This window comes from Pseudescherichia vulneris NBRC 102420, assembly GCF_000759795.1.
GTDB classification, from domain to species: domain Bacteria; phylum Pseudomonadota; class Gammaproteobacteria; order Enterobacterales; family Enterobacteriaceae; genus Pseudescherichia; species Pseudescherichia vulneris.
This window is the reverse complement of record NZ_BBMZ01000022.1, coordinates 37,352-57,365: the sequence shown is the minus strand read 5'-3', so window position 1 is coordinate 57,365 and position 20,014 is coordinate 37,352. Positions and strand designations below refer to the sequence as shown.

21 protein-coding genes are annotated in these 20,014 nt (G+C 57.4%); 13 read left to right on the top strand and 8 right to left on the bottom strand.

Features of this window, described 5'->3' with window-relative positions; translation table 11 throughout:
• Positions 1–121: 121 nt before the first annotated feature.
• A complete protein-coding gene (locus EV102420_RS16715) occupies positions 122–814 on the bottom strand; it encodes an autotransporter domain-containing protein (RefSeq protein ID WP_042394030.1) in 693 nt (230 codons plus the stop codon).
• A gap of 152 nt (positions 815–966) precedes the next feature.
• On the opposite strand from EV102420_RS16715, the gene tag reads away from it, so the two are divergent.
• Entirely contained in the window at positions 967–1,548 is a 582-nt protein-coding gene (tag, locus tag EV102420_RS16710; RefSeq protein ID WP_042394027.1) for a DNA-3-methyladenine glycosylase I, read from the top strand.
• Entirely contained in the window at positions 1,526–1,966 is a 441-nt protein-coding gene (locus EV102420_RS16705) for an N-acetyltransferase (protein ID WP_042394023.1), read from the top strand. Before tag ends, EV102420_RS16705 begins: the two co-directional genes overlap by 23 nt.
• Here the strand turns inward: EV102420_RS16705 and EV102420_RS16700 are convergent.
• Positions 1,935–4,319: a molybdopterin guanine dinucleotide-containing S/N-oxide reductase gene (locus EV102420_RS16700; RefSeq protein WP_042394021.1), complete on the bottom strand. Its 2,385-nt coding sequence runs from the start codon at positions 4,317–4,319 to the stop codon at positions 1,935–1,937. The two genes, EV102420_RS16705 and EV102420_RS16700, sit on opposite strands and share 32 nt — an antisense overlap.
• A 114-nt stretch (positions 4,320–4,433) precedes the next feature.
• Here EV102420_RS16700 and EV102420_RS16695 point away from each other — a divergent pair, with 114 nt between their 5' ends.
• The 9 genes from EV102420_RS16695 to EV102420_RS16655 all read left to right on the top strand — a co-directional run bounded on the left by EV102420_RS16695 (position 4,434) and on the right by EV102420_RS16655 (position 11,984).
• Positions 4,434–5,096, top strand: coding sequence for an OmpA family lipoprotein (locus tag EV102420_RS16695; protein ID WP_042394018.1), 663 nt, complete (start codon positions 4,434–4,436; stop codon positions 5,094–5,096).
• 110 nt (positions 5,097–5,206) lie between these two features.
• Complete coding sequence (locus tag EV102420_RS16690; RefSeq protein ID WP_042394016.1) at positions 5,207–6,223, top strand: LacI family DNA-binding transcriptional regulator; 1,017 nt, start codon at positions 5,207–5,209, stop codon at positions 6,221–6,223.
• Between the two features lie 98 nt (positions 6,224–6,321).
• Positions 6,322–7,083: a sugar phosphate isomerase/epimerase family protein gene (locus tag EV102420_RS16685; protein ID WP_042394014.1), complete on the top strand. Its 762-nt coding sequence runs from the start codon at positions 6,322–6,324 to the stop codon at positions 7,081–7,083.
• Positions 7,076–8,020, top strand: a complete 945-nt coding sequence (locus tag EV102420_RS16680) for a sugar kinase (protein ID WP_042394011.1) — start codon at positions 7,076–7,078, stop codon at positions 8,018–8,020. Before EV102420_RS16685 ends, EV102420_RS16680 begins: the two co-directional genes overlap by 8 nt.
• 62 nt (positions 8,021–8,082) lie before the next feature.
• Positions 8,083–9,381 (top strand): MFS transporter, encoded by a 1,299-nt coding sequence (locus EV102420_RS16675; protein ID WP_042394009.1) that lies wholly within the window; start codon positions 8,083–8,085, stop codon positions 9,379–9,381.
• A 14-nt stretch (positions 9,382–9,395) separates the two neighbouring features.
• Positions 9,396–10,370 carry a glyoxylate/hydroxypyruvate reductase GhrB gene (ghrB, locus tag EV102420_RS16670; RefSeq protein WP_042394006.1) on the top strand — a complete coding sequence of 325 codons (975 nt, stop codon included), beginning with the start codon at positions 9,396–9,398 and terminating at the stop codon, positions 10,368–10,370.
• Positions 10,371–10,593: 223 nt separating this feature from the next.
• On the top strand, positions 10,594–11,073 hold the full coding sequence (locus EV102420_RS16665) for an Hcp family type VI secretion system effector (RefSeq protein ID WP_042394004.1): 480 nt from the start codon (positions 10,594–10,596) through the stop codon (positions 11,071–11,073).
• A complete protein-coding gene (locus EV102420_RS21585; RefSeq protein ID WP_042394001.1) occupies positions 11,070–11,651 on the top strand; it encodes a glycoside hydrolase family 19 protein in 582 nt (193 codons plus the stop codon). Before EV102420_RS16665 ends, EV102420_RS21585 begins: the two co-directional genes overlap by 4 nt.
• Positions 11,652–11,984, top strand: a complete 333-nt coding sequence (locus EV102420_RS16655; RefSeq protein WP_042393998.1) for a hypothetical protein — start codon at positions 11,652–11,654, stop codon at positions 11,982–11,984. It begins immediately after the preceding gene.
• Between the two features lie 73 nt (positions 11,985–12,057).
• Here EV102420_RS16655 and cspE read toward each other — a convergent pair whose 3' ends face one another.
• Positions 12,058–12,270, bottom strand: a complete 213-nt coding sequence (gene cspE / locus EV102420_RS16650) for a transcription antiterminator/RNA stability regulator CspE (RefSeq protein ID WP_042393997.1) — start codon at positions 12,268–12,270, stop codon at positions 12,058–12,060.
• Positions 12,271–12,534: 264 nt separating this feature from the next.
• On the bottom strand, positions 12,535–13,245 hold the full coding sequence (locus tag EV102420_RS16645; protein WP_042393995.1) for a DUF3053 domain-containing protein: 711 nt from the start codon (positions 13,243–13,245) through the stop codon (positions 12,535–12,537).
• Between the two features lie 380 nt (positions 13,246–13,625).
• Between EV102420_RS16645 and EV102420_RS16640 the strand changes: the two genes are divergently transcribed.
• Positions 13,626–13,916 carry an HTH-type transcriptional regulator gene (locus EV102420_RS16640; RefSeq protein ID WP_042393993.1) on the top strand — a complete coding sequence of 97 codons (291 nt, stop codon included), beginning with the start codon at positions 13,626–13,628 and terminating at the stop codon, positions 13,914–13,916.
• Between the two features lie 78 nt (positions 13,917–13,994).
• Here the strand turns inward: EV102420_RS16640 and glyS are convergent, their stop codons facing one another.
• The 3 genes from glyS to EV102420_RS16625 all read right to left on the bottom strand — a co-directional run bounded on the left by glyS (position 13,995) and on the right by EV102420_RS16625 (position 17,392).
• The gene (gene glyS / locus EV102420_RS16635; protein ID WP_042393989.1) at positions 13,995–16,064 is read right to left on the bottom strand and encodes a glycine--tRNA ligase subunit beta; all 2,070 of its coding nucleotides are present in this window, start codon (positions 16,062–16,064) and stop codon (positions 13,995–13,997) included.
• A 9-nt stretch (positions 16,065–16,073) separates the two neighbouring features.
• A complete protein-coding gene (gene glyQ / locus EV102420_RS16630) occupies positions 16,074–16,985 on the bottom strand; it encodes a glycine--tRNA ligase subunit alpha (RefSeq protein WP_042393986.1) in 912 nt (303 codons plus the stop codon).
• Positions 16,986–17,089: 104 nt separating this feature from the next.
• Positions 17,090–17,392 (bottom strand): YsaB family lipoprotein, encoded by a 303-nt coding sequence (locus EV102420_RS16625; RefSeq protein ID WP_106403948.1) that lies wholly within the window; start codon positions 17,390–17,392, stop codon positions 17,090–17,092.
• 93 nt (positions 17,393–17,485) lie between these two features.
• On the opposite strand from EV102420_RS16625, the gene EV102420_RS16620 reads away from it, so the two are divergent.
• Positions 17,486–18,478 (top strand): acyltransferase, encoded by a 993-nt coding sequence (locus EV102420_RS16620; protein WP_042393985.1) that lies wholly within the window; start codon positions 17,486–17,488, stop codon positions 18,476–18,478.
• Between the two features lie 38 nt (positions 18,479–18,516).
• Here EV102420_RS16620 and xylB read toward each other — a convergent pair whose 3' ends face one another.
• Positions 18,517–19,971, bottom strand: a complete 1,455-nt coding sequence (xylB, locus tag EV102420_RS16615; RefSeq protein WP_042393982.1) for a xylulokinase — start codon at positions 19,969–19,971, stop codon at positions 18,517–18,519.
• Positions 19,972–20,014 lie beyond the last annotated feature (43 nt).

The following is a 20,014-nucleotide window of genomic DNA, read 5'->3' as shown; positions in this document are numbered from 1 at the left end:
GAATGAATAGCAGCGCCATTTTCAGTCGCTGCGTTTTTTAGCGCATAAGTTAGTGCGTACTATCGCGGCCAGGCGCGCCAGCCGTGTAGTTTAAATGTTAATCAGTTGTTTGAAACAGGTATTAAAAACGGGCGCTCACGCCCATGCTGTAGAGATAGTTCTGCCCAGTCACGTCGTTCTCTGACTGCGACATAGAGGCGTAGGCTGCCATATGCGGATTAAGCAGCATATCCGCACCAAAGGTGACGTCCATCCAGTTGCCATACTGGCTGGAAGCAGAGAGACGATTGAGGCCCGACTGGCTCTTCCACTGATTTTCGCCAAACTGCTGGTTATAGCTAACCTGTGCCCACGAACGGAGATCGCCAAAGTGGCTGTCTACCCGCCAGCCCACGGAGCTGACGCTGGCATGCCACAGCGGATCGCTAAACTGCAAATTGGCTGGGCTATCGCCAAACTCATTGAACATCGTTGAGGTTGAACTGTCGTAATGCCAGACCGCTACCGGCCCGGTGGTGACGCTGTGAGCCAGTGGAAAATTCCACCCCATGCTCATCGTACTTGTGGCGTCGAGTGGGTTATCATCGGGCAGGTTAAAGGCTGCACCAGGCAGGTTCTGTCCCGACCGGATACGCTCCTCCAGAATATCGTCATAGCGTGGTTGGTGATCGCTATCCCATGTATAGCGATCGGCCGTATTACTTTCCGGGTCGATCACGATATATTCCTGCTGCCAGGCATTCGCCGTGTGGCAGAAAAACACGCAAACAGACGCTAACGCCAGGCGGCGGCCACTGAATTTTTTAGTGTTCATCAATGCGACTCCAGAAGAGAGCCGAATTCGGCATTATTGTTATCGTTCTTGGTGGGCTTAAGACCCTGTATTAAATATTGTCTCTTTACCAGGCACGTCAAGCCAGCGGCAGTGATTTCTTTTGTGATTCACAGCAACAAAGGGAGCGGAATATGCAACGTTGTGGCTGGGTCAGTCAGGACCCGTTGTACATCGACTATCACGACAGGGAGTGGGGCGTTGCGCAAACCGACGACCAAAAGCTGTTTGAGATGATCTGCCTTGAAGGCCAGCAGGCCGGACTCTCATGGATCACGGTGCTGAAAAAGCGGGAAAACTACCGCCGCTGCTTCCATCATTTCGATCCGCAGCGGGTGGCGGCGATGCAGGAGGCGGACGTCGAGCGCCTGATGCAGGATGCAGGCATTATTCGGCATCGGGGGAAAATCCAGGCCATTATCGGCAATGCCCGCGCTTATCTGGCGATGGCGGAGGGCGGCGAGTCCTTTAGCGAGTTTGTCTGGTCCTTTGCCGGGCACCCACCGCGCGTGACCCAGGCGGCCACCCTCAGCGAAATCCCCACCTCTACCCCGGAATCGGATGCCCTCTCAAAGGCGCTGAAAAAACGCGGCTTTAAGTTTGTCGGCACTACCATCTGCTACTCGTTTATGCAGGCCTGCGGCCTGGTCAACGATCACATTACCGGCTGTTTCTGCCATCCAGGAGGCGAGGATGATCCACGAATGGCATCGTAAAGATAGCGCTCCGCTGCTGCGGCTGTGGCTGGAGAGCACCACCTTTGCCCACCCCTTTATCCGGAAGAGCTACTGGCAGGAGAGCATCCCCATGGTGCGGGATGTCTACCTCGCCAACGCTACTACCTGGGTATGGGAGGACAGCGCGGGGCTACAGGGGTTTGTTAGCGTGATGGATGCGCGCTTTGTCGGCGCGCTCTTTGTCCGCCCCGCCGCCATCGGCAGGGGCATTGGCCGGGGGCTGCTGGAGCATGTCATGCAGCGCCACCCCCAGCTCAGCCTGGAGGTGTACCAGAAGAACACCCGGGCGGTGCACTTCTACCATGCCTGCGGGTTCCGGATTGAGGATTGCGCATGGCAGGATGAAACGCAGCACCCGACGTGGATCATGAGCTGGCAGGCGGATCAAACGCCGTAAGCGTCAGCGCCGGACCGGTATACTTCTCTACCCATGCCAGGGCGGTATTGCCCGCGCAGCCGTTGCCCAGCCGCGAGGTGGGAAGATCCCTGGTCAGCACGTTGACCGCGCCGTTTTTACAGATGCCTCCCGCCGCCGGGTCGAGATCCGGCCAGCCACCTTCATGAATGCAGATCACCCCAGGGCGAATGCCCTCGGTCACGACCGCGCCCGCCAGCACCTGCCCGCGTCCGTTCCACACGCGCACCACGTCGCCGGCAACAATCCCGCGCGCCTGCGCATCCTGTGGATGCAGGGTGATGGGTTCACGCCCGGCCACCGCGTACCGCTCGCGCAGTTCGCTGTAGCTCAGCTGACTGTGCAGACGGTGCGCCGGATGCGCCGACAGCACCTGCAATTGCCCGTGTTCCGCGTTGCCGTGCCACTCCACCGGCGCAAGCCACATCGGGTGTGGCGGGCAGTCGGCGTAGCCGTATCCAGCAATGCGCTTCGAGTAGATCTCGATCTTACCGCTGTCGGTTTTCAACGGATTCGCCTGCGGATCGCGGCGGAAGTCGGCAAAACGGATGAAGCGCGCGTTCTGCTCGTTCTCCGGCATCTCAATCAGCTGGTTGGCTTCCCAGAACTCAGCAAACGGCGGCAGGGTCACGCCTTGGCTCGCGCCGCGTTGGCTAGCGATCTCATAGAAAGTTTCCAGCCATTGCAGATCGGTTTTGCCCTCGGTAAAGCGCGCCCGGCCCCCCTCTTCCCAGCGCTCGCTCAGGTCGGCGAAGATCGCCAGATCGTCCCGGGCTTCGTCCTGCGGGGCCACGACCTGCTTCATCGGCACCAGATGCTGGTTGCTGTAGTCGCCGGTCATGGTGAGATCGTTACGCTCAAAGGAGGTCGTCGCGGGCAGGACAATATCCGCATGTTTCGCGGCGGCGGTCCAGTAGCACTCGGAGATCACCACCAGCTCCGGCTTCTGCCAGGCGCGGATTAGCCGGTTGGTGTCCTGGTGATGGGTAAAGTTTGCCCCGCCCGCCCACCAGATAAAACGAATGTCCGGGAAGTGCCTGTCCATGCCGTTGTGCTGGTACGCCCCGCCGGGGTTCTCTAGCGCCTCGACGATGCGCGCCACCGGGATCTTGTCGACTGCATCTACGCCGCCCTGCACGCTGCCCTGCATCGAGGCCAGTACCGCCGCCCGCCGCGTCGGGTTTCCGCCGTTCGCAAAGTGGTAGGAGAGGCCAAAGCCGCCGCCAGGGGTGCCGATCTGCCCCAGCATCGCCGCGAGGGTGACCAGCATCCAGTGCTTCTGCTCGCCATACTGCTGACGCTGCATCCCCCAGCCGGACATCAGCATGGTGGTGTTTTCATGGAACAGCTGCGCGAGCTCGCGGATTTTCTCCGCCTCAATGCCGCAAATTGCTGCCGCCCACTCGGCGCTTTTCGCTACGCCGTCGCTCTCGCCGCTCAGGTAAGCGGCAAAGACCTCATAGCCCTCGGTGCAGCGCGCCAGGAAGTCGCTGTCCTGCCAGCCGTTCTCCAACAGGGTATGAGCGATGCCGAGCATCAGCGCCACGTCGGTCCCCATATGCGGGGCGATCCACTCCATGCTTTCGCCGAAGAAGTCGACCGTCTCCGATCGCATAGGATCGATGCAGATCAGCCGCTTGCCGCTGCGCCGCAGCCGATCAAAGAAGGCGATGCCCTGCTCATCCGAGGCGTTCCAGGCAATTTTAAGGGTATTGAGCGGGTTAGCGCTCCACAGCACCACTACTTCACTGTGCTCCAGCACCAGCGGCCAGCTGGTCTGCTGCTGATAGACCTCGTTGCCGCCGACGACGTAGGGCATGATCGCCTGCGCCGCGCCGGTGGAGTAATCCCCCAGGTGACCGGTATAGCCGCCAGCAAGACTCATATAACGCTGCAGCAGCGTCGCCGCCTTATGCAGCACGCCGTTGGAGCGCCAGCCGTAGGAGCCAGCAAAGATAGATGACGGACCGTAGCTGTCGCGAATGCGCTTGTGCTGGGTGTGGATCAGATCCAGCGCTTCGTCCCAGCTGACGCGCACAAACTCATCCTGGCCGCGAACGCCCTGCGGGCTGTCTGGCGAGGCGAGAAAGCCTTTGCGTACCATGGGAAAACGCACCCGGGTCTTACTGTGAACCTGGTCGCGCACCGCCGTCTGGAGCGAGTTCGGATGGGCGGTCGGCAGCGCGCCACGTGAGTTCAGAACCTGTACGCCATCGGTTTCAACCAGCATCGGCCCCCAGTGGGCCGCGGTCAAAATCGTTTTAATCGTTGTGTTTGCCAAAGCGCGTGCTCTCCGGTCATAGATGCAGGTGTGATGACCCTTTATACAGGCCATTCAATGTTATTTACAAAATTCGGATTCTTTCCGGAAATTTTCACCCTATTCAGGCGTCATAATCAACCACCACCTTGCAGTGGCTTAGAACGAAAACGTATTTAAGGATAAACAATGAAAAAACGCGTCATTATGATTGCCGCTGCGGTATGCGGTGCCATGGCAATTTCTGGCTGTACGACTAACCCCTACACCGGCGAACGTGAAGCAGGCAAATCTGGCATCGGCGCGGGCATCGGCTCGCTGGTCGGTGCAGGCGTAGGCGTCCTCTCCTCCTCGAAGAAAGATCGCGGTAAAGGTGCGCTGATTGGCGCAGCGGCAGGCGCGGCCCTCGGCGGCGGGGCAGGCTACTATATGGACGTGCAGGAAGCCAAACTGCGCGAGAAAATGCAGGGAACTGGCGTGAGCGTGACGCGAAATGGCGACAACATCGTACTTAACATGCCGAACAACGTTACCTTCGACAGCAGCAGCGCGACCCTGAAACCGGCGGGTGCTAACACCCTGACCGGCGTGGCGATGGTACTGAAAGAGTATCCGAAAACGGCGGTGAACGTGGTGGGCTACACCGACAGCACCGGTGGCAAGGATCTCAACATGCGTCTGTCACAGCAGCGCGCCGACTCAGTTGCCAGCTCGCTGATTACCCAGGGCGTAGACGCGACCCGCCTGCGTACCAGCGGCATGGGCCCGGCGAACCCGATCGCCAGCAACAGCACCGAAGAGGGCAAGGCGCAGAACCGCCGCGTCGAGATCACCCTCAGCCCAACGTCCTAACGTTTATATTTCTCTTCCATGCCCGGTAAGCGCTAGCGCCACCGGGCAAATAACTTGCTTAGGCCGATTTTCTCGCTAAGGTGTTCTCACTAAAGCCAGGGAAATCAGCGATGAGCAAATTACCACGCCCCACCATCAGCGATGTCGCAAAAGCGGCGAAAACCGGTAAAACCAGCGTGTCGCGCTATCTGAACGGCGAGCAAAACCTGCTCTCTGAGGATCTGCGCCTGCGCATAGAGCACGCCATTGCCGCCCTCGACTACCGTCCCAGCCTGATGGCGCAGGGTCTCAAACGCGGCCGCACCCGCCTGATTGGCCTGATCATCGCCGACATCACCAACCCCTACTCCGTTAACGTGCTCAGCGGCATCGAGGCCGCCTGCCGGGAGAAGGGCTTTACGCCGCTGGTCTGTAATACCAACAACGAGCTGGACCGGGAGCAGCACTACCTGGATCTGCTCCGCAGCTATCAGGTAGAGGGGATCGTGGTCAATGCCGTCGGGATGCGGGAGGAGGCACTAAACCGCCTGCAGCAGTCGGCGCTGCCGATGGTGCTTATCGATCGCAAAATCCCTGATTTCGCCTGCGATGTGGTGGGGCTGGATAATACCCAGGCCGCCACCACCGCCACCGAGCACCTGATCCAGCAGGGCTTTGAGGCGCTGCTGTTTCTCAGCGAGCCGCTGGGCACGGTCAATACCCGCCGCGAGCGCCTGAGCGCCTTCCGCGCGACGCTGGCCCGCTATCCCGGCGTGGTGGCCGAGAGCGCCGAGACGGTGCTGCACGAGGCGGCGCAGATCGATAACACCCTGCGGCAGTTCCACGCCCGCCATCGCGGGATGCGTAAAGCGGTGATCTCTGCCAACGGCGCGTTAACCCTTCAGGTGGCCCGCTCGCTCAAGCGCATCGGCCTGCACTGGGGCAGCGACATTGGTCTGCTTGGCTTTGACGAGCTGGAGTGGGCCGAGCTGGCGGGCGTCGGCATTACCACCCTCAAGCAGCCCACCTGGCAGATTGGCTACGCTGCCGTTGAGCAGGTGGTGCGCCGCATCGACGGCAGTGATAATACCGTGCGCGAGCAGCTCTTCTCAGGCGAGCTGATTGTGCGCGGCTCAACGTCTCTTTAACAACCTTCGTGACGACGATCATGCTTTAGCGACAGCGAACTTTTCTTTGGAACCGGTTCCATCTAGCGTTAAGACAAGAGTTAACGCTGGAGTGCCAGATGGAAAGAAAAATTATCGTTGTCACCGCCGCCTACGGCCATGACCGCCTGAACCAGTTGGGCGGCCAGGCGGCGGTGCTTCCCTTTATCGCTAACGGCGGTGCAGACGGAGTCGAGATCCGCCGGGAGCTGTTTAGCCCGCAGGAGCTGGAGAGCCTACCCACGCTGGCTGCAACTATTGCGAAACACGGTCTGCTGGCCTGCTACTCCGCGCCGGAGCCGCTCTGCCTGCCCGACGGCACGCTGAACCCGCTGCTGCCAGCGCTGTTGCAGGAGGCCCACGCCCTTAACGCCCTGTGGCTGAAAGTCTCCCTCGGCCATTTCCAGCGCAAATCGACCCTTGAACCGCTGCGCGCCCTGCTGGCCGAAAGCGGTATGGCGCTGGTGGTTGAGAACGATCAGACCGAGTGCGGGAAAATCGCCCCGATGCAGCGCTTCAGCGCCGCCTGCAAGGTGCTCAATCTCCCCGTGACGCTGACCTTTGATATGGGCAACTGGCTGTGGGTAGACGAGTCCCCGGAAGAGGCCGCGCGCCTGCTGGCCCCTGCCGTGAGCTATGTGCATGTGAAGGCTGCCCAGGCCCATCATTTCCACTGGCGCGCCGTGCCGCCAGACCATGACGATCCGCGCTGGCAGGCGCTGCTTGACGCCCTGCCCGCCGACGCACCGCGCGGTATTGAATTCCCTCTTGAAGGGCGCGATCTGACCGCCGTCACGCGCCGCTACGTCACCTGGTTACGCGAGGAGTTTCATCATGCATAACGCCCTGGATGTCATCACCATTGGCGAAGCGATGGCGATGTTTGTGGCCACCGAGCCGGGCGAACTGGCCGAGGCCGATGCCTTTATCAAACGCATTGCAGGCGCGGAGCTTAACGTCGCCACCGGCCTCGCCCGCCTGGGGCTTAACGTCAGCTGGGTTAGCCGCGTCGGATCCGACAGCTTTGGCCGCTTCGTGCTGAGCTCGCTAAAAAAAGAGAATATCAATAGCGAAAGCGTCACCGTGGATGCGCGCTATCCCACTGGTTTTCAGCTGAAATCGCGGGCGGAAAATGGAACCGATCCCATTGTGGAGTACTTCCGCAAAGGCTCTGCCGCCAGCCATCTCTCCTGCGATGACTTCGATGCAGCCACCTTTACTCGCGCCCGCCATCTGCATTTGAGCGGCGTGGCGGCGGCGCTGTCAGCCAGCGCTTACGATCTTCTGGATCATGCGGCAAGCACCATGAAGGCGCAGGGAAAAACGATCTCTTTCGATCCGAACCTGCGTCCGGTGCTGTGGAAAAGCGAAGCGGAGATGGTTGAAAAGCTAAACCGCCTCGCCTTCCAGGCCGACTGGGTTCTGCCAGGCTTGAAGGAGGCTGCCATCCTTACAGGTCAAAGCACGCCGGAGGCGATGGCGGACTTTTATCTGGAGCGAGGCGTTAAAGCGGTTGTGATTAAAACCGGTGCCGACGGGGCATGGTTCAAAACCGCCGCCGGTGAGCAGGGCGCGGTTGCCGCCGTCAGAGTAGATAACGTTGTCGATACCGTTGGCGCAGGAGATGGCTTCGCCGTTGGGGTGATCAGCGCCCTGCTGGAGGGAAAAAGCTTCCCGCAGGCGGTGGCACGCGGGAATAAGATTGGCTCGCTGGCGATTCAGGTTCCCGGCGACAGCGAAGGCTTACCGACGCGGGCGCAGCTCGCAGAAACGTTCTAATTACAGATCCTCTGTACCCTACAAACAGAGGCAGCATAAACCTCAACATTCGAGGCAAGCCTATGAAAAGTTCGACCAATGCAGCTAAACGCTGGCTGTACATTATGCCGATTATATTTATCACCTACAGCCTGGCCTACCTTGACCGAGCCAACTTCAGCTTCGCGTCCGCTGCGGGTATTAACGAGGATCTGGGCATTACCAAAGGCATCTCATCGCTGCTTGGTGCGCTCTTCTTCCTCGGCTACTTCTTCTTCCAGATCCCCGGTGCGCTGTATGCCGAACGCCGCAGCGTTCGTAAGCTGATCTTTATCTGCCTGATCCTGTGGGGGGCGTGCGCCTCGCTGACCGGCGTGGTCAATAATATCCCGATGCTGGCCGCCATTCGCTTTATTCTGGGCGTGGTGGAGGCGGCGGTAATGCCAGCGATGCTGATCTACATCAGCAACTGGTTTACCAAATCCGAGCGCTCGCGGGCCAACACCTTCCTGATCCTCGGCAACCCGGTTACGGTGCTGTGGATGTCGGTGGTTTCCGGCTATCTGATCCAGTCCTTCGGCTGGCGTGAAATGTTCATTATTGAAGGCGTTCCGGCCATCATCTGGGCCTTCTGCTGGTGGGTGCTGGTAAAAGACAAGCCGGAGCAGGTGAAGTGGCTGGCGGACGATGAAAAGGCCGCGTTAAAAGCACAGCTGGAGAAAGAGCAGGAGGGCATCAAGGCGGTACGTAACTATGGCGAAGCCTTCCGCTCGCGCAACGTTATCCTGCTCTGCATGCAGTACTTCGCCTGGAGCATTGGCGTGTACGGTTTCGTGCTGTGGCTGCCGTCGATTATCCGCAGCGGCGGCGCAAACTTAGGCATGGTAGAAGTGGGCTGGCTCTCCTCTGTTCCTTACCTGGCCGCAACTATCGCGATGATCCTCGCCTCGTGGGCCTCCGATAAGCTGCAAAACCGCAAGCTGTTCGTCTGGCCGCTGCTGCTGATCGCTGCCTTCGCCTTTATTGGCTCCTGGGCAGTGGGCGCAAACCACTTCTGGATCTCCTATACCCTGCTGGTGATCGCCGGTGCGGCGATGTACGCCCCCTACGGCCCGTTCTTTGCCATCATCCCAGAGATGCTGCCGCGTAACGTAGCGGGCGGCGCAATGGCGTTAATTAATAGCATGGGCGCGCTCGGCTCCTTCTTTGGCTCGTGGTTTGTGGGCTACCTCAACGGCTCCACCGGCAGCCCATCCGCATCGTACATTTTTATGGGGGTAGCACTTTTTGTTTCGGTATGGCTTACTTTAATTGTTAAGCCTGCGAATAATCAACAGGCTCCAGCCCGCATGATGCGCGCCGGACGCCCCTCAACCCATTGATTACGGAGATACGCATGAAGCCGTCCATCATCCTGTACAAAGCACTGCCTGACGATCTGCATAAGCGTCTGGAAGACCACTTTACCGTCACCCAGGTCGACAACCTCGACCCGGAGACGGTACAAAAAAACGCGGAGGCGTTTGCAAATGCAGAGGGCATGCTGGGTTCGAGTGAGAAAGTGGACGCGGCGCTGCTGGAAAAGATGCCGAAGCTGCGTGCCACCTCCACCGTATCGGTTGGCTACGATCAGTTCGACGTTGATGCCCTTAACGAACGGGGCATTTTCCTGATGCACACGCCTACCGTGCTGACGGAGACGGTTGCCGATACCATGATGGCGCTGGTTCTCAGCACCGCTCGCCGCGTAGTAGAAGTAGCGGAGCGGGTGAAAGCAGGCGAATGGAAACAGGGCATTGGCCCAGACTGGTTCGGCATTGACGTGCATCACAAAACGCTGGGCATCATTGGCATGGGCCGCATCGGCCTGGCGCTGGCGCAGCGGGCACACTTTGGTTTCGGCATGCCGATCCTCTATAACGCCCGCCGCCATCACGCTGAGGCGGAAGAGCGTTTCCAGGCCCGCTACTGCGATATCGACACCCTGTTACAGGAGTCGGACTACGTCTGCGTGGTGCTGCCGCTGACCGACGAGACGCACCATATGATTGGCGCGGAGCAGTTTAAGAAGATGAAGTCGTCAGCCATCTTTATCAACGCGGGCCGTGGTCCGGTGGTGGATGAGCAGGCATTGATTGAGGCGCTGAAAAGCGGTGAGATCCACGCCGCCGGGCTGGACGTCTTCGAGCAGGAGCCGCTGCCGGTGGATTCGCCGCTGCTGAGCCTGCCGAACGTCGTCGCCCTGCCCCATATCGGCTCGGCAACGCACGAGACGCGCTACAACATGGCCGCCTGCGCCGTCGATAACCTGATCGACGCCCTTAACGGCAAGGTAGAGAAGAACTGCGTAAATCCACAGATAGCGAAGTAAAAGGATCGGCTTACAATTATAAGCCTCATCAATATTATGATGGGGCTTTTTTACGCATTTTATACAGCAACCTTTTATTATGATTATATTTGCTGGAAGAATAATTACCGTTTAATTATTTATGCATTAAATACTGGTTAATAAATAAGCATACTTTATTACATTATATCTAATGGATTAGATGTACTGTCCTTTTAACTCCCTAACGAAAGGACAGTTCTAAATGGCGATCCCAGCTTATCTATGGCTTAAAGATGATGGTGGTGCAGATATTAAAGGTTCTGTTGATGTTAGAGACAGAGAAGGAAGTATTGAGGTTGTAGGATTTGGTCATTCGCTTCGCATTCCAACAGATGATAATACAGGAAAATTAAAAGGAACCCGCATCCATGGGACGATGAACTTTGAAAAAATCTTTGACTCATCCAGCCCATATCTTTACAAAGCTGTAGCTACAGGGCAACGCTTGCAATCAGCGGAGGTACGCTGGTACAACATAAATGATGCCGGACAAGAGCAGCAATACTTCAATATGTTACTTGAAGGCGTAAGAGTTGTATCCATATCGCCATGTATGATTAATCAAGAGAAAATCAATCATATCGAATATGTTTCCCTTCGTTATGAAAGAATCACATGGAAATACTGTGATGGCAATGTGCAGTTTACCGATGCATGGAACGAAAGAGGGACTGCGTCATGACAGATGTGACAGCTGATATTTTATGGGATGTAGCAAGGCATTATATACATAAAGAAAGTCTGTTAAATTCTCAAAAAAGAAATATGCACGCAATTGCTCCCCATTTCAATCATTGGTTTACTGTTTATGAGATAAATACTAAATTACGCATCGCCCATTTTCTCGCACAAGCTTGTGTTGAAACCGCAAACTTTTCTACAATGACAGAAGTCCCTAAGCATGGCGGTAGAGAATATGACTCAGGCACACGCGTTGGTAATAGTTTAGGTAACACACAACCGGGAGATGGCCCAAGATTTATCGGCCGTGGATTATTAGATCTTACGGGCCGGAGTAACTATGATAACTTCGGAAAAGCATTCAAAAAAGATTACGTTAGTCATCCTGAAAGCGTAGCGGGAAACCCTTACGTAGCCGTAAAGTCAGCTTGCTATTACTGGAATTTAAGAAATGTAAACGTTGCTGCTGACAAAGATGATATAAAAAAAGTCACTCTTCTCGTTAACGGTGGATATAATGGTCTCGAAGATAGAAAAACAGCGCTTCACAGAGCAAAGCTGGCTTTAGGGGTGCGCTAAATGCGCTACATACAACTCTTATCACTTATCTCCCTTTTAGTCACAAGCAGTACCTACGCCGCTATGGAAAGCTCATCGCCGATTTGCAAAACCGAGGCAGTAAAGGAGGCTCACAAACTTCTCGCTTTCTATCGCGATAATGACGATCGTATAGTCATTGATGACAAGGTTACGCCGCTAGCGAAGATAAAAAATCCTGCTAACGAAAAGCAGCTTCTTGATGTGCTGGAAACGTGGGGATACATCTACAAGGGGCGATACAGAATGCGGCTGATCTTCTCTTCCGACTGCACCCTGATGGGAGAGGAAATTTTAGAGTACGCCAACCTGTGAAAAGCAGAACAGAGCAGACAACAAAAAACCCGCCGAGGCGGGTTTTTTTAACATCGAGCTTTAAACGTTAAGCTTACAGGCTTACAACGTTACCAGCAGACGGGCCTTTAGCGCCGCTTTCGATGGTGAAGGATACTTTCTGGCCTTCATCAAGAGATTTGTAGCCATCGTTCTGGATAGCAGAGAAGTGTACGAACACGTCTTTAGAGCCATCGTCAGGAGTGATGAAGCCGAAACCTTTGTCAGCGTTAAACCATTTTACTAAACCAGTCATTTTGTTAGACATAGATATTACCTTTTTAATTAAGTTTGCCTTCCGGCGCTATGGCGTGCTTTACAGATTTTTTAAGCGATAAAGGAGAGCTCACTACGAGGAGTATCTATGATAACTCTTGAAGGGGACTGCTTTACTAAACTGCTTTAAGGTCTGTATATCAAACCGATGACGCATTAACTCATTTTACAGCCGTCATGGCAAGCACTAATTGTTTTACTTACGATTCATTACAATGCCCCCGCCCACAGACGGGGACACCAAGATGCACACGGGTTACTGCGTCGCGTTCACTGCCGCGCTCCAGGCCTGCGTAAACGCCTGATGCTGGGAGGCCAGCGGCCCAATCAGCGAATTGTACTGGCTGGCCTGCTGAGAGGTCGGGAACTGAATGCCGTTGGCAACAAAGCTCACCTGCGCCTCCTGCTGGGCAATAAAATCACCCACCTGTACCAGCTGCTGGGTAAAGACCTGCGCCGCCGGGATCAGCGGCTGTAACGCATTCGCCGGCTGGGTCACGACTTTCTCATACACTTGATCATAGACCGGTTTCAGATCATCGTTCAGTTTTAATGCAGAGCGAGAGGCATCGGCCTGCACTTTGGCATTCTGTAGCTGCTGGCTCAACACGCCCAGGGAGCCGTTAGCCTGACGCAGCGGCTCGCGCTGGGTCATATAGTCCTGTGGGACGCGGATGGCGTTCACGCTATCTACCACGGGACGCAGACCGGCATCCATCGCCTGATTAACCTGCTGGGCGTAGCCATACAGAATGGCGTAGTCCGACACGAAGGGGCCGAACTGCTTTTTCTGATCGGCAGTCAGCGTCGGGAGTCGCTCACCGCTACGCATCGCTGTATTTTGCAGAAAATCGATAAACGCCTTGCGCTGATCGCCCTCTTTATCAAAACACCCACTCAGGCTAACTACCATTAATAACGCCGCAAGAGGCGCGAACCAGCGAGAGCAGGACTTTCCTGTCGCCATTTTATTACTCCTTTCACCCAAAAAAAGCGCACACCGGCACACGTGTGCCTGACGCTGACAAGGATAGTCCAGGTGGGCCGCGCAAGATACCCCTTTCGTTGCAATCTTGTGGGGAAAATCAGCGTCGAAAGAAAAGACGCGGCGGGGCGGTTAGCGTTTTTTTTGCAAAGCATTGACGAAAATTTTCGTCTGGAAATGCAGGCAGAGAAATCAATCTGTTAGGTCGCGAAAAGTGACATAACTATGCACGTCAGGTGCGTAAAATTGATTTGTATGGCAAATAATTATCTCATCCAACCACCGGGTTATTTTTTAGCGACTATTCTTAAATCTCTCTGTGCTGTTCACGGCCTCGCGGTGTGTTTTATGAGGAGTATTCGATGGAATACAAAGATCCAATGATTGAGCTGCTTAGCAGCCTGGAACAAATTGTTTTTAAAGATGAATCTCGGAAAGTAAGTCAGATCCAAAAACCGAATCCGTTTAGCGAATTCGAGAAACTGCGTAAGGGCACGGGCCTGAAAATTGATGATTTTGCCCGGGTGATGGGCGTTAGCGTAGCAATGGTGCATGAGTGGGAATCTAAACGAGTAAAACCCTCCTCCACCGAGTTAAAACTGATGCGATTGATTCAGGCAAACCCACGTCTCAGCCGTCAGCTGATGGAGTGATTTTTTGCCCGCTTTACCTGTTTGATAAAAAAATAAACCCGCCAGAGGCGGGTTTTTGGTTTCTATGGCCAGGCGAAACTACTGCAGCAGCGAAATATCCGCTACCTGCAGGAACAGCTCCCGCAGCTTCGACAGCAGCGTCAGGCGGTTGATACGTACGTCTTTATCATCCGCGTTAACCATCACCTGCTCGAAGAACTCATCCACCGGCTCACGCAGTGACGCCAGCTCGATCAGCGCTTCCTGATAGCGCCCTTCCGCGAAGAACGGCTGAAGCCTATCGCGCAGCACCACCAGATGGCCTGCCAGACGGATCTCCGCCGCCTCTTTCAGAACCGACGCGTGAACAATGTCGTTCAGCGGCTCGCTGGACTTGGCCAGGATATTGGAGACGCGCTTGTTCGCCGCCGCCAGCGCCGCAGCTTCTGGCAGGGAGCGGAAGTGCGAGACCGCCTTCATGCGGGCGTCAAAGTCTGCCGGACGGGTCGGACGACGTGCCAGCACCGCCTGGATAGTATCCACGGTGTAGCCTTCGTCCTGATACCAGGCGCGGAAGCGGCCCAGCATAAAGTCGATGACGTCATCCACGACCCTGGCGTTGGTCAGCTTGTCGCCATACAGGCGCACCGCTTCCTCGGTGAGGGTTTGCAGATCGAGGTTGAGGTTCTTCTCAACAATGATACGCAGCACGCCCAGCGCGGCACGACGCAGCGCAAACGGATCTTTGTCGCCTTTCGGATGCTGGCCGATGCCAAAGATGCCCGCCAGGGTATCCATCTTATCGGCGATGGCGACAGCACAGGCCACCAGATTAGAAGGCAGCGCGTCACCGGCAAAGCGCGGCTGGTACTGCTCGTTCAGCGCAACGGCCACCTCTTCGGCTTCGCCGTCGTGACGGGCATAGTGCATCCCCATCACGCCCTGGGTGTCGGTAAACTCAAACACCATGTTAGTCATCAGGTCGCACTTGGAGAGCAGGCCCGCACGCTCGGCGTGAGTCACGTCGGCACCAATCTGGGCAGCAATCCAGCCGGAGAGGGCCATGATGCGATCGGTCTTGTCGCGCAGGGTACCCAGCTGCTGCTGGAACAGCACGGTTTGCAGGCGCGGCAGATGGTCTTCAAGACGTTTCTTGCGGTCGGTATTGAAGAAGAACTCGGCGTCAGCCAGACGCGGGCGCACCACCTTCTCGTTACCGGAGATGATCTGCTGCGGATCTTTCGACTCAATGTTGGAGACGAAGATAAAGTTCGGCAGCAGCTTGCCGTCGTTGGCGTAGACCGGGAAGTACTTCTGGTCGCCCTTCATGGTGTAGACCAGCGCCTCAGCCGGCACGGCGAGGAACTTCTCTTCGAAGGTCGCGGTCAGCACCACCGGCCACTCTACCAGTGAGGCAACCTCTTCCAGCAGGCTTTCGCTCAGGTCAGCGTTGCCGCCAATCTGGCGCGCCGCCGCTTCGGCATCCGCTTTAATTTTGGCTTTGCGCTGCTCGTAGTCAGCCATCACCTTGCCGCGCTCCAGCAGGATCTGCGGATACTGGTCGGCATTGTCGATGGTGAACTCCGGCTCGCCCATAAAGCGATGGCCGCGGATCACGCGATCGGAGTCGATGCCCAGAATAGTGGCCGGAATAACGTCGCTGCCCAGCAGCAGGGTCACAGTGTGCACCGGACGGACAAACTGCACGTCGCTTGCGCCCCAGCGCATCAGTTTTGGGATCGGCAGCTTGGTCAGTGCGGTGGCGATCATGTTGGGCAGCAGCGCCTGCGCGCTTTCGCCTTTCACATGGGCGCGATAGAGCAGCCACTCGCCTTTATCCGTGGTCAGACGCTCGGCCTGGTCTACGGTGATACCGCAGCCACGCGCCCAGCCCTCTGCCGCTTTGCTCGGTTTACCCTCGGCGTCAAACGCCTGGGAGATCGCCGGGCCGCGTTTTTCAACTTCGCGATCCGGCTGAGCCGCCGCAAGGCTAGCTACTTTCAACGCCAGACGACGCGGAGCGGCAAACCACTCTACGCTGCCGTGGGTGAGACCGGCTGCATCCAGCTCGGCAGTAACGTTTGCAGCAAAGGACTCTGCCAGGCTGCGCAGGGCTTTTGGTGGCAGCTCTTCAGTGCCAATCTCCACCAGAAAAGTTTTCTCAGACATGGCCGCCTCTTATTTGTTTCGGTTGCACATCGGGAAGCCAAGGGCTTCACGGGACGCGTAGTAAGCCTCGGCAACGGCCTTGGTCAGCGTGCGAATGCGCAGAATATAGCGCTGACGCTCCGTCACGGAGATGGCCTTACGCGCGTCCAGCAGGTTGAAGCTGTGGGCGGCCTTCAGAATACGTTCGTAAGCAGGCAGCGGGAGCGGATTTTCCAGCGCCAGCAGCTGCTGAGCTTCTTTCTCATACTGCTCGAAGCAGGTGAAGAGGAAGTCGACGTCGGCGTGTTCGAAGTTATAGGTGGACTGCTCCACTTCGTTCTGGTGGAACACGTCGCCGTAGGTGGTTTTCCCCAGCGGGCCGTCGCTCCACACCAGGTCGTAAACGCTATCTACGCCCTGAATGTACATCGCCAGGCGCTCAAGACCGTAGGTGATCTCACCGGTTACCGGCTTACACTCCAGGCCGCCAACCTGCTGGAAGTAGGTGAACTGCGTCACTTCCATGCCGTTCAGCCACACTTCCCAGCCGAGACCCCAGGCACCCAGGGTCGGGTTTTCCCAGTTATCTTCGACGAAGCGAATGTCATGAATGGTCGGATCCATACCCAGCTCTTTCAGCGATCCGAGGTACAGCTCCTGAATGTTGTCCGGCGACGGCTTGATAACCACCTGGAACTGATAGTAGTGCTGTAAGCGGTTCGGGTTTTCACCATAGCGGCCATCGGTCGGACGGCGTGACGGCTGCACGTAGGCAGCGGCCATCGGCTCCGGGCCGAGCGCACGCAGGCAGGTCATAGGATGGGAGGTGCCTGCGCCAACTTCCATGTCCAACGGTTGAACAATGGTGCAGCCCTGGCGAGCCCAGTAATCCTGTAAGGTCAGGATCAGGCCCTGGAAGGTCCGGGTATCAAACTTTTGCATATTATTTCGTGCTGGATACGTGTGGATTTAAAGGAAGCAGCCAGTATACCCATTGACCGCAAGATATACAGTACGAAACGGGGTTGTTTGGGAAAATTGGCCTGCTAACGCATGGAAAGGTGTAAAAATTGCCCATCAGGATCGAACGCGCAGACGAAACGCTCTTCCCGCGGCGTCAGGCCGCGCATCTCGTAGCTAGCCTGAAACTGCACCATTCCGGTGACCGCAATGCTCTGCTCGCGGGTATTATAACGCTGCGCCGCGGTCTCCCGGCAGAGCTGCTCCATGCTCAGGGTGGTGGCCGGGCTCACCTTCGACTGATGAACAGGTTGCACGGCAGCCTGCTGCGTCGAGCCGCAGCCAACAAGCAGAAAAATCAGCGCCGTTATGCAACACTTTGTCATCATTTTAATCCCCGTCGGATGAGCTGGCTGTTATGTTATCTATTAGATAACACATGGTTATCGCTCTGTCATTGCTAGCAGGAGAAAGAGAGTCGGATGGCGTCAAAAATTAGCTGGATTGATAACCTACGCGGGATCGCCTGCTTAATGGTGGTGATGATCCACACCACCAGCGGATACATTACGGATGCGCAGAGCATTAGCCTGCTCAACTGGGATATCGCCAACGTCCTCAATTCGGCCTCGCGGGTCAGCGTCCCGCTCTTCTTTATGATCTCCGGCTACCTCTTCTTTGGTGAACGCAGCGCCCAGCCGCGCCATTTTCTGCGTATCGCGCTCTGCCTGCTCTTCTACAGCGCCGTCGCCCTGCTCTACATCACGCTGTTTACCTCGATCAACGTCGAACTGAGCCTGCGCAATGTGCTGCAGAAGCCGGTGTTCTACCACCTGTGGTTTTTCTTCGCCATCGTGGTGATCTACCTGGTTTCGCCACTGATTCAGGTCAAAACCGTCAGCGGCAAGATGCTGCTGGCGCTGATGGTGGTGCTGGGGATTGTGGCGAACCCCAATACCGTGCCGCTGAAAGCGGGCGGCGTGGAGTGGCTGCCGGTTAATCTCTATATCGCCGGGGATACCTTCTACTACGTGCTCTACGGCCTGCTCGGCCGCGCGATCGGCATGATGGACACCGATAAAAAGTATCTTAGCTGGATCTGCGGGGCGCTGTTTGTCATCGCGGTGGCGATCATCTCGCGCGGCACTCTCTATGAGCTACAGTGGCGCGGCGACTTCGCCGATACCTGGTACGTCTACTGCGGCCCGATGGTGTTTATCTGCGCGGTCTCGCTGCTGACGCTGGTGAAAAACAGGCTCAACACGCGCCCGCTGCCGGGGCTGGGACTGATTTCCCGCCATTCGCTGGGGATCTACGGCTTTCACGCGCTGGTGATCCACGCCCTGCGCACCCGTGGCGTCGAGCTGCCCTGGCCAGTGCCGGATATCATGTGGATTTTCAGCGTGACGGTGGTAATTAGCCTGCTGCTGTCGATGGCCTTACAACGCGTTGATACGCGTCGGTTTGTGAGTTAATAACGCCCGGCAGCGCGTGCGCTTGCCGGGCCTACGGATCACGACATCAACGGTAACAACTGCTGATAAATTTTGCGGAAGGTCTCGCGCCGGAGGGCATACGCCTGATGGCGCTCTGCGTCCGGACGATGGGCCTGCTCCAGCGGCAGCTGCGGGAGGAGATCCGCCAGCGGCGTCTCGGGGTTAACGGCAATCTGCGCCAGCCGCGCTGCGCCTAACGCTGGACCGACGTCGCCGCCGGTGCGGTAGTCGAGCTGCTGACCGCTGATATCCGCCAGCATCTGCCGCCAGTATGCGCTGCGCGCCCCGCCGCCGATCAGGGTAATACTCTTCGGCGTGACGCCGCAGGCGTGTACCGCATCCATCCCGTCAGCCAGCGCGTAACCGACGCCTTCCAGCACCGCCCGAGCCAGCTCGCGCTGTCCGTGCTGATGCGTCAGGCCAAAGAACACGCCCTTCGCCTGCGGGTTGTTGTGCGGAGTACGTTCCCCGGAGAGATAGGGCAAGAACCAAAGGTCGCCCGCCTGCTCGTCCGCCTGCTCCGCCGCGGCAATCAGCTCAGAGACCGAACCCAGCCCGGTGAGCGAAGCCGCCCAGTCGAGACAGGAGGCAGCGCTGAGCATCACTGACATCAGGTGCCAGCGGTTGGGTAGCGCATGGCAGAAGCTGTGCACGGCGCTTTCGGGCCGGCTAAGAAAGCCGTTGCTGACCGCGAAGTAGACCCCTGAGGTGCCCAGGGAGAGCATCGCCTGCCCGGCGTCCGCCATGCCAACGCCGACCGCACCCGCTGCGTTATCTCCGCCTCCGGCCACCACCGGCACGGCAGGCATTCCCCATCCGGCAGCGACCTCCGGCAGCAGGGTGCCGGTGATCTCACTGCCCTCAAACAGGGCGGGCATGTTATCCCGAGAGAGGTCGCAGGCGGCCAGCATCTCATCGCTCCAGTCGCGTTTGGCAACGTCCAGCCATAGGGTTCCCGCCGCGTCGGACATATCGCTGGCGTACTCCCCGGTCATGCGCAGACGCAGATAATCTTTCGGCAGCAGCACCTTCGCGACCTGGGCAAACACCTCTGGCTCGTGGCGCTTGACCCACAGCAGCTTGGGGGCGGTAAAGCCGGGCATCATCAGGTTGCCAGTAATCTGCCGCGAGTCAGGCACCGCCGCTTCCAGCAGGGCGCACTCCTCTGCACAGCGACCGTCGTTCCACAGAATGGCCGGACGCAGAATGCGGTCGTCGCGGTCCAGCAGCGTTGCGCCGTGCATCTGCCCGGCAATGCCGATAGCCTTGACGCCGGACAGCGGCTGCTGCTGTGCCAGCGCCGTTAACGCGCGATCCGTCGCCAGCCACCACTGCTCGGGATCCTGTTCTGACCAGAGCGGATGCGGACGTGAGACAGAAAGCTTCTCGGTGTGCGAAGCCAGCATCTCGCCCTGCTCGTTCAGCAGGATGGCTTTTACACCCGACGTGCCCAGATCGATGCCGATATACATAGCCGTGACTCCCTTAAAAACGCCGGGCGGCACTGCGTTTGCC

What these genes read in the sequence shown, in the direction of transcription:
- EV102420_RS16690 (WP_042394016.1), top strand. Translation starts at nt 5,207, where the DNA reads ATGAGCAAATTACCACGCCCCACCATCAGCGATGTCGCAAAAGCGGCG.
- EV102420_RS16705 (WP_042394023.1), top strand. Translation starts at nt 1,526, where the DNA reads ATGATCCACGAATGGCATCGTAAAGATAGCGCTCCGCTGCTGCGGCTG.
- cspE (WP_042393997.1), bottom strand. Translation starts at nt 12,270, where the DNA reads ATGTCTAACAAAATGACTGGTTTAGTAAAATGGTTTAACGCTGACAAA.
- glyS (WP_042393989.1), bottom strand. Translation starts at nt 16,064, where the DNA reads ATGTCTGAGAAAACTTTTCTGGTGGAGATTGGCACTGAAGAGCTGCCA.
- glyQ (WP_042393986.1), bottom strand. Translation starts at nt 16,985, where the DNA reads ATGCAAAAGTTTGATACCCGGACCTTCCAGGGCCTGATCCTGACCTTA.
- EV102420_RS16620 (WP_042393985.1), top strand. Translation starts at nt 17,486, where the DNA reads ATGGCGTCAAAAATTAGCTGGATTGATAACCTACGCGGGATCGCCTGC.
- EV102420_RS16695 (WP_042394018.1), top strand. Translation starts at nt 4,434, where the DNA reads ATGAAAAAACGCGTCATTATGATTGCCGCTGCGGTATGCGGTGCCATG.
- EV102420_RS16625 (WP_106403948.1), bottom strand. Translation starts at nt 17,392, where the DNA reads ATGATGACAAAGTGTTGCATAACGGCGCTGATTTTTCTGCTTGTTGGC.
- EV102420_RS16645 (WP_042393995.1), bottom strand. Translation starts at nt 13,245, where the DNA reads ATGGCGACAGGAAAGTCCTGCTCTCGCTGGTTCGCGCCTCTTGCGGCG.
- EV102420_RS21585 (WP_042394001.1), top strand. Translation starts at nt 11,070, where the DNA reads ATGACAGATGTGACAGCTGATATTTTATGGGATGTAGCAAGGCATTAT.
- EV102420_RS16640 (WP_042393993.1), top strand. Translation starts at nt 13,626, where the DNA reads ATGGAATACAAAGATCCAATGATTGAGCTGCTTAGCAGCCTGGAACAA.
- EV102420_RS16715 (WP_042394030.1), bottom strand. Translation starts at nt 814, where the DNA reads ATGAACACTAAAAAATTCAGTGGCCGCCGCCTGGCGTTAGCGTCTGTT.
- xylB (WP_042393982.1), bottom strand. Translation starts at nt 19,971, where the DNA reads ATGTATATCGGCATCGATCTGGGCACGTCGGGTGTAAAAGCCATCCTG.
- EV102420_RS16665 (WP_042394004.1), top strand. Translation starts at nt 10,594, where the DNA reads ATGGCGATCCCAGCTTATCTATGGCTTAAAGATGATGGTGGTGCAGAT.
- EV102420_RS16680 (WP_042394011.1), top strand. Translation starts at nt 7,076, where the DNA reads ATGCATAACGCCCTGGATGTCATCACCATTGGCGAAGCGATGGCGATG.
- tag (WP_042394027.1), top strand. Translation starts at nt 967, where the DNA reads ATGCAACGTTGTGGCTGGGTCAGTCAGGACCCGTTGTACATCGACTAT.
- EV102420_RS16685 (WP_042394014.1), top strand. Translation starts at nt 6,322, where the DNA reads ATGGAAAGAAAAATTATCGTTGTCACCGCCGCCTACGGCCATGACCGC.
- EV102420_RS16655 (WP_042393998.1), top strand. Translation starts at nt 11,652, where the DNA reads ATGCGCTACATACAACTCTTATCACTTATCTCCCTTTTAGTCACAAGC.
- ghrB (WP_042394006.1), top strand. Translation starts at nt 9,396, where the DNA reads ATGAAGCCGTCCATCATCCTGTACAAAGCACTGCCTGACGATCTGCAT.
- EV102420_RS16675 (WP_042394009.1), top strand. Translation starts at nt 8,083, where the DNA reads ATGAAAAGTTCGACCAATGCAGCTAAACGCTGGCTGTACATTATGCCG.
- EV102420_RS16700 (WP_042394021.1), bottom strand. Translation starts at nt 4,319, where the DNA reads ATGGCCTGTATAAAGGGTCATCACACCTGCATCTATGACCGGAGAGCA.